The sequence below is a fragment of the Stenotrophomonas sp. JAG2 genome, from assembly GCF_041080745.1.
Lineage (GTDB): Bacteria > Pseudomonadota > Gammaproteobacteria > Xanthomonadales > Xanthomonadaceae > Stenotrophomonas > Stenotrophomonas maltophilia_AA.
The window spans coordinates 304,419-320,116 of sequence record NZ_JBEUMH010000005.1; the positions used below are offsets into that span (position 1 = coordinate 304,419).

Annotated in this window: 15 protein-coding genes; 11 read left to right on the plus strand and 4 right to left on the minus strand. The window is 67.5% G+C overall.

Annotated features, from left to right (window positions below; translation table 11 throughout):
• The 6 genes from AB9O74_RS08765 to AB9O74_RS08790 all read left to right on the plus strand — a co-directional run bounded on the left by AB9O74_RS08765 (position 1) and on the right by AB9O74_RS08790 (position 5,680).
• Positions 1-558: a DUF2878 domain-containing protein gene (locus AB9O74_RS08765; RefSeq protein WP_369349055.1), complete on the plus strand. Its 558-nt coding sequence runs from the start codon at positions 1-3 to the stop codon at positions 556-558.
• Positions 555-1,352: a DUF1295 domain-containing protein gene (locus AB9O74_RS08770; protein ID WP_369349056.1), complete on the plus strand. Its 798-nt coding sequence runs from the start codon at positions 555-557 to the stop codon at positions 1,350-1,352. Before AB9O74_RS08765 ends, AB9O74_RS08770 begins: the two co-directional genes overlap by 4 nt.
• Positions 1,349-2,422: a class I SAM-dependent methyltransferase gene (locus tag AB9O74_RS08775; RefSeq protein ID WP_369349057.1), complete on the plus strand. Its 1,074-nt coding sequence runs from the start codon at positions 1,349-1,351 to the stop codon at positions 2,420-2,422. Before AB9O74_RS08770 ends, AB9O74_RS08775 begins: the two co-directional genes overlap by 4 nt.
• Positions 2,423-2,450: 28 nt before the next feature.
• Positions 2,451-2,987, plus strand: coding sequence for a lipocalin family protein (locus AB9O74_RS08780; protein WP_369349058.1), 537 nt, complete (start codon positions 2,451-2,453; stop codon positions 2,985-2,987).
• A 144-nt stretch (positions 2,988-3,131) separates the two neighbouring features.
• Complete coding sequence (locus AB9O74_RS08785; protein ID WP_369349059.1) at positions 3,132-5,021, plus strand: RpoH suppressor; 1,890 nt, start codon at positions 3,132-3,134, stop codon at positions 5,019-5,021.
• Between the two features lie 89 nt (positions 5,022-5,110).
• A complete protein-coding gene (locus AB9O74_RS08790; protein WP_369349060.1) occupies positions 5,111-5,680 on the plus strand; it encodes a hypothetical protein in 570 nt (189 codons plus the stop codon).
• Positions 5,681-5,706: 26 nt separating this feature from the next.
• Here AB9O74_RS08790 and AB9O74_RS08795 read toward each other — a convergent pair whose 3' ends face one another.
• On the minus strand, positions 5,707-7,077 hold the full coding sequence (locus AB9O74_RS08795; RefSeq protein ID WP_369349061.1) for a short-chain fatty acyl-CoA regulator family protein: 1,371 nt from the start codon (positions 7,075-7,077) through the stop codon (positions 5,707-5,709).
• A 111-nt stretch (positions 7,078-7,188) separates the two neighbouring features.
• On the opposite strand from AB9O74_RS08795, the gene AB9O74_RS08800 reads away from it, so the two are divergent.
• Genes AB9O74_RS08800 through mmsB form a run of 5 tightly spaced genes read left to right on the plus strand, consistent with a single transcriptional unit; the run spans position 7,189 to position 12,733 of the window.
• Positions 7,189-8,694: a CoA-acylating methylmalonate-semialdehyde dehydrogenase gene (locus AB9O74_RS08800; RefSeq protein WP_176990171.1), complete on the plus strand. Its 1,506-nt coding sequence runs from the start codon at positions 7,189-7,191 to the stop codon at positions 8,692-8,694.
• Positions 8,695-8,713: 19 nt separating this feature from the next.
• Positions 8,714-9,880: an acyl-CoA dehydrogenase family protein gene (locus tag AB9O74_RS08805; protein ID WP_369349062.1), complete on the plus strand. Its 1,167-nt coding sequence runs from the start codon at positions 8,714-8,716 to the stop codon at positions 9,878-9,880.
• Positions 9,877-10,674, plus strand: coding sequence for an enoyl-CoA hydratase (locus AB9O74_RS08810; RefSeq protein ID WP_369349063.1), 798 nt, complete (start codon positions 9,877-9,879; stop codon positions 10,672-10,674). Before AB9O74_RS08805 ends, AB9O74_RS08810 begins: the two co-directional genes overlap by 4 nt.
• The gene (locus AB9O74_RS08815) at positions 10,671-11,846 is read left to right on the plus strand and encodes an enoyl-CoA hydratase/isomerase family protein (RefSeq protein ID WP_369349064.1); all 1,176 of its coding nucleotides are present in this window, start codon (positions 10,671-10,673) and stop codon (positions 11,844-11,846) included. The genes AB9O74_RS08810 and AB9O74_RS08815 overlap by 4 nt, the downstream gene beginning before the upstream one ends.
• Positions 11,843-12,733 (plus strand): 3-hydroxyisobutyrate dehydrogenase, encoded by an 891-nt coding sequence (gene mmsB, locus AB9O74_RS08820; protein WP_346478443.1) that lies wholly within the window; start codon positions 11,843-11,845, stop codon positions 12,731-12,733. The genes AB9O74_RS08815 and mmsB overlap by 4 nt, the downstream gene beginning before the upstream one ends.
• A gap of 23 nt (positions 12,734-12,756) precedes the next feature.
• On the opposite strand, the gene AB9O74_RS08825 is transcribed toward mmsB, so the two are convergent.
• The 3 genes from AB9O74_RS08825 to AB9O74_RS08835 all read right to left on the minus strand — a co-directional run bounded on the left by AB9O74_RS08825 (position 12,757) and on the right by AB9O74_RS08835 (position 15,609).
• Positions 12,757-14,532 (minus strand): peptidoglycan-binding protein, encoded by a 1,776-nt coding sequence (locus AB9O74_RS08825; protein ID WP_369349065.1) that lies wholly within the window; start codon positions 14,530-14,532, stop codon positions 12,757-12,759.
• Positions 14,533-14,603: 71 nt separating this feature from the next.
• Complete coding sequence (locus AB9O74_RS08830) at positions 14,604-15,041, minus strand: lysozyme inhibitor LprI family protein (RefSeq protein ID WP_176990165.1); 438 nt, start codon at positions 15,039-15,041, stop codon at positions 14,604-14,606.
• A gap of 142 nt (positions 15,042-15,183) precedes the next feature.
• Entirely contained in the window at positions 15,184-15,609 is a 426-nt protein-coding gene (locus AB9O74_RS08835) for an organic hydroperoxide resistance protein (protein ID WP_019185509.1), read from the minus strand.
• Positions 15,610-15,698 lie beyond the last annotated feature (89 nt).

Below are 15,698 nucleotides of genomic sequence, written 5' to 3' on the forward strand. Positions count from 1 at the left end.
GTGCCCCGTTTCTGGGCCAACGTGATCGGCAACCAGCTGGTCTGGCTGTGCGCCGTGATCGGTGCCGGCCACGGGCTGCGCTGGCCCGCGCTGGTGGCGGCGGCGGTGTATGTGGGCAGCCAGTTGGCGTTGTCGGCACAACCGTCGGTCGAACTCAGACTGATGCTGGTGGCGATCGGCTGCGGGCTGGTCGTTGACGGGTTGGCCGGCGCTTCCGGGTGGGTGCTTTACGCGGCCGGCAATGAACTCGCGTGGGTCGCCCCGGTCTGGATCCTCGCACTGTGGGCCGCGTTCGCGATGACGCTCACGGTGTCGTTCGCGGTGCTGCAGCGTCATCTGGTCATTGCCACGCTGGTCGGCCTGCTGCTGGCGCCGCTGGCGTATCTGTCCGCCGCGCGCGGCTGGTCGTCGGTGGTGTTCGCTACACCGCAGTGGCACGGCGTGCTGCTGCTTGGCATCGGCTGGGCGATCGCGCTGCCGGTACTTGCGGCGTGCGCCCGTCATTGGCAGCGCCACGCCGCACCGATGCGCCCACTCGTTCCGGGAGAGACACGATGAAAATGCTGTGGTGGGTGTGGCTGTACGCCGCCGTGATCATGACCTGGGGCTGGTGGTGGCAGCGCCGGCACCAGAACATCGGTGTGGTGGATGTGCTCTGGGCCAAGGGCGTCGGCGCCTCTGCCCTGCTGCTGGCACTGTTGGGGAATGGGGCAGCGATGCCGCGGATCGCGCTGGCGGTGCTGGGCGGCCTGTGGGGCTCGCGCCTGGCGCTGCACCTGTGGCACCGCGTGCGCAGCGAGCCCGAGGATGGCCGCTACCAGCATCTGCGCAGGCACTGGAACGGCCACCAGGGAAAGATCTTCGGCTTCTTCCAGTTCCAGGCGCTGCTGATCGTGCTGTTCGCGCTGCCGTTCGTGGCGGTGTCGGTGAATCCGGCACCAGCGGGTTGGGGCTGGCTGATCGCGGCCATCGCGATGTGGCTGCTGAGCGTGGGCGGCGAATCGCTGGCGGACCGTCAGCTGGCGCGCTTCCGTGCCGATCCGGCCAACAAGGGCAAGACCTGCCGTGAGGGGCTGTGGCGCTACTCGCGGCACCCCAACTATTTCTTCGAGTGGCTGCACTGGTTCACCTATGTGCTGCTCGCCGTGCAGTCGCCGCTGTGGTGGCTGGCCTGGTCCGGGCCACTGGTGATGTACGTGTTCCTGCGCTGGGTCAGTGGGATTCCCTTCACCGAGGCGCAGGCATTGCGGTCGCGTGGCGAGGATTACCGCGAGTACCAGCGCACCACGCCGATGCTGTTTCCGTGGTTCCCCTCCCGCTCGTCGCATGCCCGCAAGGAATCTTCCCCATGAATGTCGCCAGTGACCGTCTACCGCTGCCGGACTACGCACCGGGCCTGACCGGCCTGGCCGAACGCGGACTGCTGCCCGATGCCCTGCTGCGGCTGGGCATCCGCCGCCAGTGCGAGCAGCGCCTGCGCGAAGAACTCGCCGGCGGCCAGCAGGTGCAGTCGCAGCGCTTTGCCGCGCGCATCGCCGGGCTGGCCAGCAGCGCCGTGGCGCTGCACGTGGATGCCGCCAACCGCCAGCACTACGAGGTGCCGGCCGAGTTCTTCCACCGTTGCCTGGGCAAGCGCCTGAAGTACAGCAGCTGCTACTACGCCACCGGCACGGAAACGCTGGACGAGGCTGAAGAGGCGATGCTGGCGCTGTACGGCGAACGCGCACAGCTGGCCGATGGGCAGCACATCCTGGAGCTGGGCTGCGGCTGGGGGTCGCTGACACTGTGGATGGCCGAGCGCTACCCGAACGCGCAGATCACCGCGGTATCGAACTCCAACAGCCAGCGCGAGTACATTCAGGGCCAGTGTCGCGCGCGTGGCCTGATCAACGTCACCGTGCTGACCCGTGACGTGAACCATCTGATGCTGGATGCGGAGACTTTCGATCGCTGCGTGTCGATCGAGATGTTCGAGCACATGCGCAATTACCCGCAGCTGCTGCAGCGCATCCACCGCTGGCTGCGCCCGGAGGGCAAGCTGTTCGTGCACATCTTCGTGCACCGCACGCTGATGTACCCGTTCGAGACCGAGGGCGATGACAACTGGATGGGTCGCCACTTCTTCACCGGTGGCCTGATGCCGGCCGCCGATACCCTGCTGTTCTTCCAGCAGCACCTGCAGCTGCAGCAGCGCTGGCTGCTCGATGGCACCCACTACGAGCGCACCGCCAACCATTGGCTGGCCAACCAGGACCGGGAGAAGGAGGCCGTGATGGCTGTGCTGCGCCAGACCTACGGCGATGCCTCGGCCGCGCTGTGGCACCAGCGCTGGCGGATGTTCTGGATGGCCTGCGCGGAGCTGTTCGGCTATCAGCAGGGCCAGCAGTGGCAGGTGGCCCATTACCTGTTCAACCGTCCGTGATCACCCCACGTTCCTGGAGGAAGCCGTCATGTCGATCCGCGCTCTCATCCCCTTGCTGGCCGTCGGCATGATGCTCGGCGGCTGCAGTGGCAACACCCGTCCGATCCCGCCCGTGGCCCACGTGGACGTGCCGCGCTTCATGGGCGACTGGTATGTGATCGCCCATATCCCCAGCCGCCCCGAGCGTGAAGCGTTCGATGCGGTGGAGTCCTATGCGTTGCGTCCGGACGGTCGCATCCAGACCACCTTCCGCTACCGCAAGGGCAGCTTCCAGGCGCCGATCAAGACCATGCATCCGATCGGGACGGTCAAGGAGGGCACCGGCGGCGCCATCTGGGGCATGCAGTTCATCTGGCCGATCCAGGCCGAGTACGTGATCGTGGATCTCGATTCCGACTACAGGCAGACCATCGTCGGGCGCAGCAAACGCGATTACATGTGGCTGATGGCGCGCACGCCGACCATCTCCGATGCGGACTACCAGGCGGCCATGACCCGCATCGCCGCGCTCGGCTACGACCTGTCCCAGGTACGGCGCGTGCCGCAGTCCGGCAAGGCCGAATAAGCCGTTCCGTGCCGCGCTTCTCAGGCCCTGAGAAGCGCGCGGGCGATACTGTCGCCATCGGCCTCCCCGGTCCCTGCATCGTTGCGGGAACAGGCGGGGAGGGTGCGCGGATCGGCCGCGCACCGGCGGACAGAGGACGGCAACGTGGCGGACAAGTACTGCGATCTGGTCATGAAGGGCGGCATCACCAGCGGCATCGTGTATCCCAATGCGGTGCTGTCGCTGGCCCGTGAGTACCGTTTCAAGAGCATCGGCGGCACCTCGGCCGGGGCCATTGCCGCCGCCGTGGCAGCGGCCGCCGCACTGGGCGATCGGCGCCGCCAGGCCGGTGAGCCGGTCGCTGCGGCGGTAGGCTTTCCCGGGCTGGCCGAGGTCTCGGCGCAGCTGTCGCGGCAGGGGTTCATCCACAGCCTGTTCCAGCCGGCGTACGGCGCGCGTACCGCGTATCGCCTGCTGGTGATGCTGACCGGCAAGGCCGGCCTGCTGCGCAAGATCGCCTGCCTGCTCGCGGCGGTGTTCGCGATCGCACCCGTGGAGCTGCTGGTTGCGCTCGCCGGGCTGCTCGGGATCGGCTACCTGGCCGGTGGCATCGACGGCATCTGGGCCACGCTGCTGCCCTCGCTGCTGTGCGCGTATGGCGCCGGCGTGCTGGCCTCGGCGCTGCGCGTCGCGCGGGTGGCACGGCGCAACCTGCTCGGCCTGTGCAATGGCAGTACCCAGCCCGATGCGTCCGCACCGGCCCTGACCGATTGGCTGCACGCACGGCTGCAGGCACTGGCCGGCAAGCCGGACGACCAGCCGTTGACCTTCGGCGATCTGCACACGGCGCCGCGCTATCCCGGTGAACCGGGCGGCGCGCACGCGATCACCCTGCAGATGATCACCACCTGCATCTCGCACAGCGAGCCGCGCACGCTGCCGTTCAATGCGGCGCATTTCTGGTTCCTGCGCGAGGAGTTCGCGCACTTGTTTCCGGCGAGCGTGGTCGACTGGCTGGTGGCGCGTGCAGGCACGCCGGAGCACGTCGATGGGCGCGACTACTACCGCCTGGTCGATGGCGAGGAACTGCCGGTGCTGGTCGCCACGCGCATGAGCCTCAGCTTTCCGCTGCTGATCAGCGCGGTGCCGCTGCACGAGCCGGCGCGCCGCGAGCGTCGCTGCGAGCCGGTCGCGGACGCCGAGCCACGGCGCGACAACACCAACGTGGCCGACAGCATGGAAGGGCTCACCAGTGGCGGCCAGAGCTGTGGCCCGGTGATCGCGGCCTTCCGCGTCTGCTGGTTCTCCGATGGTGGGATCAGCAGCAATTTCCCGATCCACCTGTTCGACGCCGCGCTGCCGCGCTGGCCGACGTTCGGCATCAATCTGGTGTATCCGCGCCACGCCGAGGCGGTCAGCGTGCTGGCCCACGGCGACCCGCATGCGCGTGCGGAGCAGGCGGTGTTCCTGCCGACCGAGAACCGCCATGGCTGGCAACGCAGCTACCATTCCATCGCGCAGCCGCTGGCGGCGGCGGAGATGTCCGGCTTCCTGTTCTCGATCGTGTCGACCATGCAGAACTGGCGCGATGTGCTGCAGGCTCGCGCGCCGGGCTACCGCGACCGCATCGTGCATGTCGCGCTGGAGGGCGACGAGGGCGGCATGAACCTGGACATGCCGCAGGCCGTGCTCAGCCGCATCGCCGACAAGGGCAGCATCGCCGGCGAACGCTTCTGCGATTTCTCCTTTGCCAACCACTACTGGATCCGCTGGCGCAATCTGGCCTCGGCCTACCAGCGCTACACGCTGGATGTGGCGCGCACCGATGATCCGGCGCAGCGCGTGGCAGCCTACGAAGCGGCCTACCAGAGCGTGGCCACCGGCACGCCGGTGCCGCCGTCCTACCGCCTGAGCTCGGAAGACAAACGCCGCGAATCACAGCAGTTGTGGCGGCACATGGTTGAGCAGGGCCAGACGTGGGAAGACCTCGGGCCGGACCTCACCGATGGTGCGCCACGGCCGCTGCCGCAGATGAAGGTGACGCCGATTTATTGAGGGTATGCAGGCATCGCTGGGCGGTCGGCTATTTGCTTTGAGCCGACGCAAGAAAATGATTATTTCACGTTGAAAGAGGAGAGCTGCAAGTGCAAAGCATGCAAATGGAGAGTCTCGAGAGGGAACTGCGAAAACTACTGCGGCGGTTCCCAGTACTTTTCCTGACCGGCTTTGCCCTCGCGTTGGTGGCGGGGTATGGCACTGCAGCCAGCGCGCTGGTATTAGGCATTTTTATGGAAGTGTTTTCCCCACGGATAGTCACTTCAACGCTGTGCATGGCCCTGCTGTTGGCGGGAGGCGCGTATGCGGTGTTCGGGCGTGATGGGGGGCGCTTTGAGTGCATTCGCCAGCGACTGATGCGCGCTGCGCGTCGCGTGGCAGGTATATCGCTGAATGCATCGATGGTGGCCATCCCGGTTTTCCTTGGCGCAGGAACGATTCTCGCACTTGCCCAACAATGGCGAAATGCCAGTGTCATTGTCTGGTTCTGTCTGACGCTCGTCTGCGTAGGCGTTGTACCGAAGCTCTCGATCGTTGCCTTGGATATGGTTCCATCACCGAGTGCCGGAAAGCTGATCCAGAATGGGCGGTTGCTTGGCATGCTGCAGTTCTGTGCGGCGCTGTTGATGAGTGGCTATGTGATCAGCTATCCCAATTAAGCCGACAATCGAATGTGGCGTTGCGCTTAACCCCGTCCCGGCAGCTGCGGGAATGCGCGCTGCATGCAGTCCTCGCGCGGGCACACCCGGCAGCCCGGGCCGATCGACACCGAGTTGCCCGGGCTCTGGATGTCCAGCCCGCGCGTGTAGATCAGCCGCTCGGCATGCTGCAGATCACAGCCCAGTGCCACGGCGAAGGTCTTGCGCGGCTGGCCGTGGCCGATCGGACCGCTGCTCACCTGCCGCGCCAGCCAGAAATGGCGGCGCCCGTCGGGCATGCGCGCGGTCTGGGTCAGTACGCGGCCTGGCTGGTTGAACGCTTCGTACACGATCCACAGCGGGCAGGAGCCGCCCACCTGGGAGAAGTGGAAGTCGGTCGCCGAATGCCGCTTGGAGACATTGCCGGCGCGGTCCACGCGGATGAAGAAGAACGGCAGCCCCGGCGCGCTGCGTCGGGCCAGCGTGCTCAGCCGATGGCAGACCGCCTCGAAGCCGACCCCGAAACGATGGGCCAGCGCATCGATGTCGTACGCGCTGTGCTCGGCGGCGCGCAGGAACTGTGCATACGGCATCACCAGCGCACCGGCGAAATAGTTGGACATGCCGATCCGCGCCTGCGCGATCTGCTCGGCTTCGCCGAACCCCGCGCGGGCGATCACCGCATCGATCTGCGCCGCATACCCGAGCAGGGCCAGCTCTGCGGCCATCTGGAACGCCTGCTGGCCCGGCTCCAGGTAGTCGGGCAGCCACAAGGTGCGGCTGCCGCCGTCGTAGACGCGCTTCTCGCGTCCGGCCTGCAGCGGTCCGACCTCCACCAGCACGCCGTGGCGGTCGGCCAGCAGCTGGCGCAGGCGCGGCGCGACATGCCCGGCCACCAGCCCCCATTCGCCGAACAACTGCTCGGCCAGGTCATCCAGTTCGGGGATGTGGTTGTGCATGCGGTTGAAGAAGTCACGCACCTGGTCGCCGGCGGGCAGCGCCTGCCCGGCATGCACGTCGCCCAGCTGGAACTCCAGCGCGGCGGCATGCTCGCGCAGCATCAGGTGGCGGCGGTGCAGGTCGAGCAGGGCGCGGCTGATCTGCGGCAGGTTGCCGGCCATGGCACGTAGCTCGGTGCTGCTGACATCGGCCAGGCCCAGGTCGCGCAGGGTCTCGCCCAGCGATTCCTGCAGCGCACCGGGGTCGTCGACCTCGAACAGGTCGCTGACATCACCCAGCACCTCGCGCAGCTTGCCCTGTACCGCCGGGGTTAGTGGCCGTTTGTTGCGCTCGATCTGGTTCAGGTAGCTCGCCGACATCCCCAGAGCCTTGGCCAGCGCGAGCTGGCTGTAGCCCCGCTGCTCGCGCAGCTTGAGCAGGCGCAGGCCGATCTGACGTTGGACGGGCTGGCTATTCACAGAATTCACAAGAATCGTAGCGGGCATTGGCCAGATTAAGCGCATACAGCCCGGAAATCGAGGATGGCACTGTGAATAATGCCAACAACTTTCGACCCGTCGGGATTGTCCATGACTGTTGCAGCGCCCCGTATCCGCATGTTGATCGATGGCCAGTTCATCGAATCGGCCAGCTCGCATTGGCAGAACGTGGTCAATCCGGCCACCCAGGACGTCCTGGCCCAGGTCCCGTTCGCGACCCCCAGCGAGGTCGACGCCGCCGTCGCCTCGGCCAAGGAGGCGTTCAAGACCTGGCGCAAGACCCCGATCGGCACCCGTGCGCGCATCTTCCTGAAGTACCAGCAGCTGATCCGCGAGAACATGAGCGAGCTGGCCCACATCCTCAGCGCCGAGCAGGGCAAGACCGTGCCGGATGCCGAAGGCGATGTGTTCCGCGGCCTGGAAGTGGTCGAGCACGCTGCCGCCATCGGCAACTTGCAGCTCGGCGAACTGGCCAACAACGTGGCCAACGGCGTGGACACCTACACCCTGCTGCAGCCGCTGGGCGTGTGCGCGGGCATCACCCCGTTCAACTTCCCGGCGATGATTCCGCTGTGGATGTTCCCGATGGCGATCGCCACCGGCAACACCTTCATCCTGAAGCCGTCCGAGCAGGACCCGATGGTCACCATGCGCCTGGTCGAACTGGCGCTGGAAGCCGGCATCCCCAAGGGCGTGTTGAACGTCGTCCACGGTGGCGAAGACGTGGTCAACGCGATCTGCGATCACCCGGACATCAAGGCGGTGTCCTTCGTGGGATCCACCCGCGTCGGCACGCATGTGTACAACCGCGCCTCGCTGGCCGGCAAGCGCGTGCAGTGCATGATGGGCGCCAAGAACCACGCCGTGGTGCTGCCGGACGCCAACAAGGAACAGAGCCTCAACGCGATGGTCGGTGCCGCCTTCGGTGCGGCCGGCCAGCGCTGCATGGCCGCCTCCACCCTGGTGCTGGTCGGCGAAGCGCGCGCATGGGTGCCGGACCTGGTGGCCAAGGCCAAGACGCTGAAGGTCAGCGGTGGCAGCGTCGCCGGGACCGATGTCGGCCCGGTGATCTCCTGCGCCGCGCGTGAGCGTGTCGAAGGCCTGATCGCCTCGGGCGTGGAGCAGGGCGCCAAGCTGGTGCTCGACGGCCGCAACCCGCAGGTGGATGGGTTCGAGAAGGGCAACTTCGTCGGTCCGACCATCTTCGCCGGCGTGACGCCGGGCATGCGCGTGTACGACGAGGAAATCTTCGGGCCGGTGCTGGTGATCCTGGAAGCGGAGACGCTGGAAGACGCCATCGAACTGATCAACGCCAACCCGAACGGCAATGGCACCGCGCTGTTCACCCAGTCCGGTGCGGCCGCGCGCAAGTTCCAGGAAGACATCGACGTCGGCCAGGTCGGCATCAACGTGCCGATCCCGGTGCCGGTGCCGCTGTTCTCGTTCACCGGCTCGCGCGCCTCCAAGCTCGGCGACCTGGGCCCGTACGGCAAGCAGGTGGTGATGTTCTACACCCAGACCAAGACGATCACCTCGCGCTGGTTCGATGACGAGACGCTGGGTCATGGCGTCAACACCACCATCAGCCTGAAGTAAGCAACAACGGAGTTCGACCATGAGCCACTCGATGACGACGGAACTCGACGAAGCGCAGCAGGCCTATAGAGAGGCAGCGCGTGACTTCGCCCAGGCCGAACTGGCGCCGCACGCCGCGCGATGGGATGCGGAGGGCATCTTTCCGCGCGAGGCGATCGCCAAGGCAGGGGAACTCGGGTTCTGTGGTTTGTACATGGACCCCGAGGTCGGTGGCAGCGGCCTGAGCCGTCTGGACGCCGCCGTCGTCATCGAGGAGCTCGCCAATGTGGATCCGTCCACGGCGGCCTATGTCAGCATCCACAACATGGCGTCGTGGATGGTGGCCAAGTGGGGCCAGGAGAGCCTGCGTGCGGAGTGGGGTGCAGACCTCTCGTCCGGCACCAAGCTGGCCTCGTACTGCCTGACCGAGCCGGGTGCCGGCTCGGATGCGGCCTCGCTGAAGACCAGCGCGGTACGCGACGGCGACCATTACGTGCTCAACGGCTCCAAGGCCTTCATCTCCGGCGCCGGTGCCACCGAGCTGCTGGTGGTGATGGCCCGTACCGGCGGCGCCGGGGCCGGTGGCATCAGTGCGATCGCGGTGCCGGCCAATCTGCCGGGCATCAGCTACGGCCGCAAGGAAGAGAAGATGGGCTGGAACAGCCAGCCGACCCGCGGCATCACGTTCGAGAACGTGCGCGTGCCGGTCAGCCATCTGCTCGGCGAGGAAGGCAGCGGCTTCAAGCTGGCCATGAAGGGCCTGGACGGCGGCCGCATCAACATCGCCGCCTGCTCGCTGGGCGCTGCCCAGGGCGCACTGGATGCCGCCCGCCGCTACATGGGCGAGCGCCGCCAGTTCGGCAAGGCGCTGTCGGAGTTCCAGGCGCTGCAGTTCAAGCTGGCCGACATGGTCACCCAACTGGTCGCCGCCCGGCAGATGGTGCATACCGCTGCGCGCAAGCTCGATGCCGGTGCCAGCGATGCCAATGTGTGGTGCGCGATGGCCAAGCGTTTCGCCACCGATGCCGGCTTCAACATCTGCAACGACGCACTGCAGATCCACGGCGGCTACGGCTACATCCGCGAATACCCGATTGAACGGCTGCTGCGCGATTCGCGCGTGCACCAGATCCTGGAAGGCACCAACGAGATCATGCGTGTGATCGTGGCCCGCCACCTGCTCAACACCGAAGAGGAACTGCGATGATGGATTGGCGCCAGCATGATCATGTCGGCCTGAAGGTCGAGGCCGATGGCCACGTCGCGGTCATCACCCTCGACAACCCGCCGGCGCATACCTGGACCGTGCACAGCCTGTCCGCGCTGCGTGACCTGGTGGGCGCGCTCAACGCAGACCGCGGAATCTACGCGCTGGTGATCACCGGCGACGGCGAGAAGTTCTTCTCCGCGGGTGCCGACCTCAAGCAGTTCGCTTCCGGCGACAAGGCGGCCGCTCGTGAAGCCGCGCGCCGCTTCGGTGAGGCCTTCGAAGCCCTGTCCGGTTTCCGCGGCGTCTCCATCGCGGCGATCAACGGCTACGCGATGGGCGGCGGCCTGGAATGCGCGCTGGCCTGCGACCTGCGCATCATCGAAGAACACGCCCAGGTGGCATTGCCGGAGGCCACTGTCGGCCTGCTGCCGTGCGCCGGTGGCACCCAGAACCTGCCGCGCCTGGTCGGTGAAGGCTGGGCCAAGCGCATGATCCTGCTCGGCGAACGCATCGATGCGGACACCGCGCTGCGTATCGGCCTGGTGGAAGAGAAGGTTGCAAAGGGCGAGGCCAAGGCCCTGGCCCTGGCGTGGGCGCACAAGGCCGGCAAGCAGAGCCCGACCAGCATCGCCGCCTGCAAGACCCTGGTGCAGGCCACCCGCACCGGCACCCACGCCTCGGCATTGGTGGCCGAGCGCGAAGCCTTCGTTGATCTGTTCGACAGTGCCGACCAGGCCGAGGGCGTGAACGCGTTCCTGGGAAAGCGCGCCGCGCAGTGGAAGAACGCATGAGTACCGTCGTCGCCAACGACGCGGCGCCGGTGCTGTTCGAAGAGCGCCAGGCCGGCAACGGCACGCGCATCGGTATTGCCACGCTCAACGCAGCGCGCACTCTCAACGGCTTCTCGCTGCCGATGGCGCACCTGCTGCGCGAGCGGCTGGATGCCTGGGCCAGCGATGACGGCATCGCGCTGGTGGTGCTGCAGGGCGCGGGCGAGAAGGCGTTCTGCGCCGGCGGCGATCTGCACAGCCTGTACCGCAGCATGGTCGAGTACCGCGGCAGTGGGAAGACCGATATCCGCGACAACGCCTACGCGGCCGAATTCTTCGACGTCGAATACCGCGTCGACTACGCGATCCACACCTATCCCAAGCCGATCCTGTGCTGGGGCCATGGCATCGTCATGGGCGGTGGCATCGGCCTGATGTCCGGGGCCAGCCACCGCGTGGTCAGTGAGCGCTCCAAACTGGCGTTCCCGGAAATCACGGTCGGCCTGTTCCCGGATGTCGGTGGCAGCTGGCTGCTGCCGCGCGTGCCCGGCCATGGCGGCCTGTTCCTGGCGTTGACCGGCGCGCCGCTCAACGCGGGCGATGCGATCTATGCCGGCCTGGCGGATATCCACATCGCCGAAGCGCAGCGCGAGACCGTGTTCAACGCGCTGGCGGACGTGCACTGGAGCCGCGAGGCCAAGCGCAATCACGAACAGCTGACCGCGCTGCTGCAGCAGCATGCCAGCGATGCGGCCACCGGCCCGCTGCTGCGCAACGCCGCGACGGTCGATGCGCTGTGCGCGGGCGACGACGTCGGCGCGATCGTCGAGGCGATCCTTGCGCTGGAGACGGACGATGCCTGGCTGAGCACCGCTAAAGCGACGCTCGCCGCCGGAGCGCCGGGCTCGGCGCGGCTCGCGTTCGAGCTGCAGCACCTGGCCGAGGGCGCCTCGCTGGCCGAGGTCTATCGCATCGAATACATCGCAGCCCTGCACGCGGCGGCCCATGGCGATTTCGCCGAAGGCATCCGTGCGCTGCTGATCGACAAGGACCGCACCCCGCAGTGGCAGCCGCGCACGCTGGCTGACGCGACGGCCGAGTGGGCCCGCACCTTCTTCGTTTCGCCGTGGTCGGATGCCGCGCATCCGCTGGCCGACCTCGGTGCCACCGTCCCTGAAAGGAGCCACGCATGAGCCGTATTGCATTCATCGGGTTGGGCAACATGGGTGGCCCGATGGCCGCCAACCTGGCCAAGGCCGGCCACGCCGTGCGCGTGTTCGATCTGGTGCCTGCCGCGGTGCAGGCCGCCGTCGACGCCGGCGCCACTGCCGCCACCTCGGCCCTGGATACGCTGACCGACGCCGAGATCGTCATTTCGATGCTGCCGGCCAGCCGCCATGTCGAAGGCGTCTACCTCGGCGATGACGGCCTGCTCGCGGATATCCCTGGCGGCGCGCTGGTCATCGACTGCAGCACGATCGCCCCGGCCACCGCCCGCAAGGTCGCCGAAGCGGCCGCCGCACGTGGCCTGCAGATGCTGGATGCCCCGGTCTCCGGCGGTACCGCCGGTGCCCAGGCCGGCACCCTGACCTTCATCGTCGGTGGTGAAGCCGAGGCGCTGGAACGCGCCCGCCCGCTGCTGCAGGCGATGGGCAAGAACATCTTCCATGTCGGCGCCAGCGGTGCCGGCCAGGTCGCCAAGCTGTGCAACAACATGGCGCTGGGCGTGATCATGGCGGTGACCGGTGAGTCGATCGCGCTGGGCGTCGCACACGGGCTGGACCCGAAGGTGCTTTCGCAGATGATGGCAGTCAGCACCGGCCGCAGCTGGGCCACCGAAGTGTGCAACCCGTGGCCCGGTGTGCTGGACAACGCCCCGGCATCGCGCGGCTACAGCGGTGGTTTCGGCAGCGACCTGATGCTCAAGGACATGGGCCTGGCGGTGGAAGCGGCGATGAGTGTCGGCGCCTCGATCCCGCTGGGTGAGCTGGCCCGCAACCTGTATTCGATGAACCACCAGGCCGGCCGCGGCAAACTGGATTTCTCCAGCGTCGTGCAGCTGGTCACCAGCGACCGGTAGAGCCCGGTCGCTGGCGGCCGGGTTCAGGCCGACATGGCCCGTGCGCCATGCTGCTGGGCCTGCTGATCCATCAGCCGCTGCTCCCGCTGCTGGTCGCCGGCCTGCTGCGCGCGGGCCGTGCTTTCTTCCAGCGATTGGCCCATCGCTTCGGCGGTCTGCACTGGCGCGCTGGTGCGGTTCAACGCGGCCTCGTCGCGCAGCGCATTGGCCTGCACTGCGCGCGCCATCGAACCGTCCTGGTTGAGCTCGACGCGGTCGATGGTGTGCAGACCGGCACGTGCGGCCTCCACCGTCAGCGCACCGGCCAGACGCTCGCTGTGCGGCCCGTGGCCGATGCCGCGTGCCTCTTCGGCTTCATGCACGCGCATCAGGGTTTCCATGTACAGCACGTGCTGGGCGTTGCCCGGATCGGTCAGCGGCCGCAGCGCGGCGCCATCGCGCTGCGCCGGTTCCGGCGCAGGCGCGATGTCGGCCGGTGCCTGGGTGCGCGCCGGTGCGGCCATCGCTTCACGGGTCTGCGCGTCCAGTACGCCGCTGGGGTCCAGGCCGTGCGCCTGCTGGTAAGCACCCAGCGCGGCACGGGTACCGGCGCCCAGGTGCCCGTCCACGCTCAGCGCGCGGCCGTTGGCATCCGTATGTCCCTGCGCGGCCAGTGCGGTCTGCAGCTGGCGTGCTTCACGGTCGATCGCGCCCAGGGTGGCCGGGCCCGCCTTGCCGTCCACCGGCTCCAGCCCGTGCGCGCGCTGGAAGGCTTCCACCGCCGCACGGGTGTCGCCGTCAAAGCGCTTGTCGGCGTTCAGGGCCTGGCCGTTGGCGGCGGTGTAGCCAAGCACCGCCAGATTGGACTCCAGCTTGCCGACCTCCTTGCCGCTGGCGCCTTCCTTCAGCACGCTCGAGGCGGCACTCTGCTGGCGCGGCGGATGGATCTGGTCGAGCGCGACGCGGATGTCCGCATCATTGCGCTCACCGGCCGGCGCGTAGTCACGGCTGCTGACCTTGGCGTGGGCACGGTCCATCGCGTCCTTGTTGGTCGCGTAGGCGTCTTCGTAGCGCGCGGCGATGTCGGCGGCCTTGGGGCCATCGTAGTAGGTGTGCGTGGCGCGGATCTCGCCGGCCTTGGTGCGCAGGGCGTCGTAGTCGCCGCCGTTCTCCAGCACCTTTTCCAGCTTCGAAAGCTGGCCGGGCATCTGGTTGGCGGTCTTGGCCAGCAGGCTGATCGCCTCGAAACGGCGCTCATCGGGAATATGGCTGCCGTGCGCGTCCAGGATCGACATCGCGGTCTGGGTGGCGTTGCGCACCTGCGGGTAATCGATGTTGGCGTGGATCCACTGCTTGCCTTCGTCCGAACCGGCCCAGGCGTTGATGCTGTCGCGGGTCTGTTCGTCCATGAAGCGGATCGAAGAGCGCCCGCCGAGCCCGTTGCCGTGGCTGAGCAGGTCGCCACGCAGGTCGGCGCGGTCGTTGGTGAACGGCAGATTGTGCGTTTTCGCGTAGGCCTGGGCCTGGTCGATCACCGCATCCACATAGGTCTTTTCGCCCGCCGCCAGCGGACGATCGCCGATCGCGCCGACCGGCCAGGTACCGCGCTGGCCGAAATCGACCTGGATCGCGCCCAGGCTGTAGCCGCTGTTCTGCGCGACGCTGCTGACCTCGCCCCAATCCGGCTCGCGGGTACCGCGGGTGATGCCGGCGATGGACAGATGGTACGACGCCGGGCCGCCTTCGGTGCCACGGCCTACCGCGAAGTAGACCGCGCCGGAGGTGGCATCCAGGTTACGGGTATCGATATTGTCGGGCATGGCTTACTTCCTTGTTTCTGTGCAATCGGGGGGCGGCCGGGGGCCGGGTCAGCATTCCAGCGGGGCGCGGCTCAGTCGAGCAGGTCGATGTAACCCTGCAACTGGTCCGCACGTGCGCCGAGGCGGCGCATCTCGATCTCGCTTCCCTGCAGGTTGCCGGGCTGGGTGCTGTCGAAGATCACGGTCTCCAGCTCGCCGTCGCGCTTGCGCGACTCCAGCCAGGCACGCTGCGCCCCGACCAGCTTGGCCTTGCCGGCGGCGTCGAGCTTGCCCTGAAGTTCCTTGTAGACCCGGTTCAGGCGCTGATCCTGCAGCTTGGTTTCCTGCGAGATGCACGCTGCCTGTGCGATCGCGCCCTGGGCGCGCTGCTGGCAGGTGGTGAAGGAGGCACTGATGCCCTTGCCGGGCTGCGCCGTGGAGACCGGCGAGCGCGCCATCGCCGCACCGCTGGCGATCAGCGCGGTCAGCGTGATGCCGACCAGAAGGGACTGTTTGAACTTCGCCTGCATGCCTGATTCCTTCATTCCATTGTCCGGCGGGCAGTATACGAAGCAATCCTGACTCACGGCATCACGGCGCGCACACACGCGTACGGCCGGGACAAGGCCCGGCCGTACGTGGATTGCAGGCGCATCGCGCGCCTCGGGTGGCTCAGACCACGGTCAGCGTCACATCGATGTTGCCGCGGGTCGCGTTCGAGTACGGGCACACGATGTGCGCCTTCTGCACCAGCTCTTCGACCTGCTCGCGCGGCAAGCCCGGGACCGAAATCTCAAGCGCCACTTCGATGCCGAAACCGGTCGGAATCTGGCCGATGCCGACCTTGCCGGTGATCTGCGTTTCGGCCGGCAGGGCGACCTTGGCCTGGCCGGCCACGTACTTCAGCGCGCCCAGGAAGCAGGCCGAGTAGCCGGCCGCGAACAGCTGCTCCGGGTTGGTGCCCGGGCCACCCGCACCGCCCAGCTCGCGCGGGGTGGAGAGCTGGATGTCCAGCACGTTGTCGGAGGAGACGGCGCGGCCGTCGCGGCCTCCGTTGGCAGTGGCCTGGGCGGTATACAGAACGTTGGCAATGGACATGGGATTCTCCTGCGGAGTGAAAGGGGTGGGCCAGATGGCAGGTGTACTTTGCGCGTCCATCCCGTACGTGTGGCAACATTTCGTCCAGA

Bases quoted from the DNA above. Each gene is read 5' to 3' on its own strand.
- AB9O74_RS08805 (WP_369349062.1), top strand. From the start codon at position 8,714: ATGAGCCACTCGATGACGACGGAACTCGACGAAGCGCAGCAGGCCTAT.
- AB9O74_RS08775 (WP_369349057.1), top strand. From the start codon at position 1,349: ATGAATGTCGCCAGTGACCGTCTACCGCTGCCGGACTACGCACCGGGC.
- AB9O74_RS08825 (WP_369349065.1), bottom strand. From the start codon at position 14,532: ATGCCCGACAATATCGATACCCGTAACCTGGATGCCACCTCCGGCGCG.
- AB9O74_RS08770 (WP_369349056.1), top strand. From the start codon at position 555: ATGAAAATGCTGTGGTGGGTGTGGCTGTACGCCGCCGTGATCATGACC.
- mmsB (WP_346478443.1), top strand. From the start codon at position 11,843: ATGAGCCGTATTGCATTCATCGGGTTGGGCAACATGGGTGGCCCGATG.
- AB9O74_RS08830 (WP_176990165.1), bottom strand. From the start codon at position 15,041: ATGCAGGCGAAGTTCAAACAGTCCCTTCTGGTCGGCATCACGCTGACC.
- AB9O74_RS08815 (WP_369349064.1), top strand. From the start codon at position 10,671: ATGAGTACCGTCGTCGCCAACGACGCGGCGCCGGTGCTGTTCGAAGAG.
- AB9O74_RS08780 (WP_369349058.1), top strand. From the start codon at position 2,451: ATGTCGATCCGCGCTCTCATCCCCTTGCTGGCCGTCGGCATGATGCTC.
- AB9O74_RS08800 (WP_176990171.1), top strand. From the start codon at position 7,189: ATGACTGTTGCAGCGCCCCGTATCCGCATGTTGATCGATGGCCAGTTC.
- AB9O74_RS08810 (WP_369349063.1), top strand. From the start codon at position 9,877: ATGATGGATTGGCGCCAGCATGATCATGTCGGCCTGAAGGTCGAGGCC.
- AB9O74_RS08835 (WP_019185509.1), bottom strand. From the start codon at position 15,609: ATGTCCATTGCCAACGTTCTGTATACCGCCCAGGCCACTGCCAACGGA.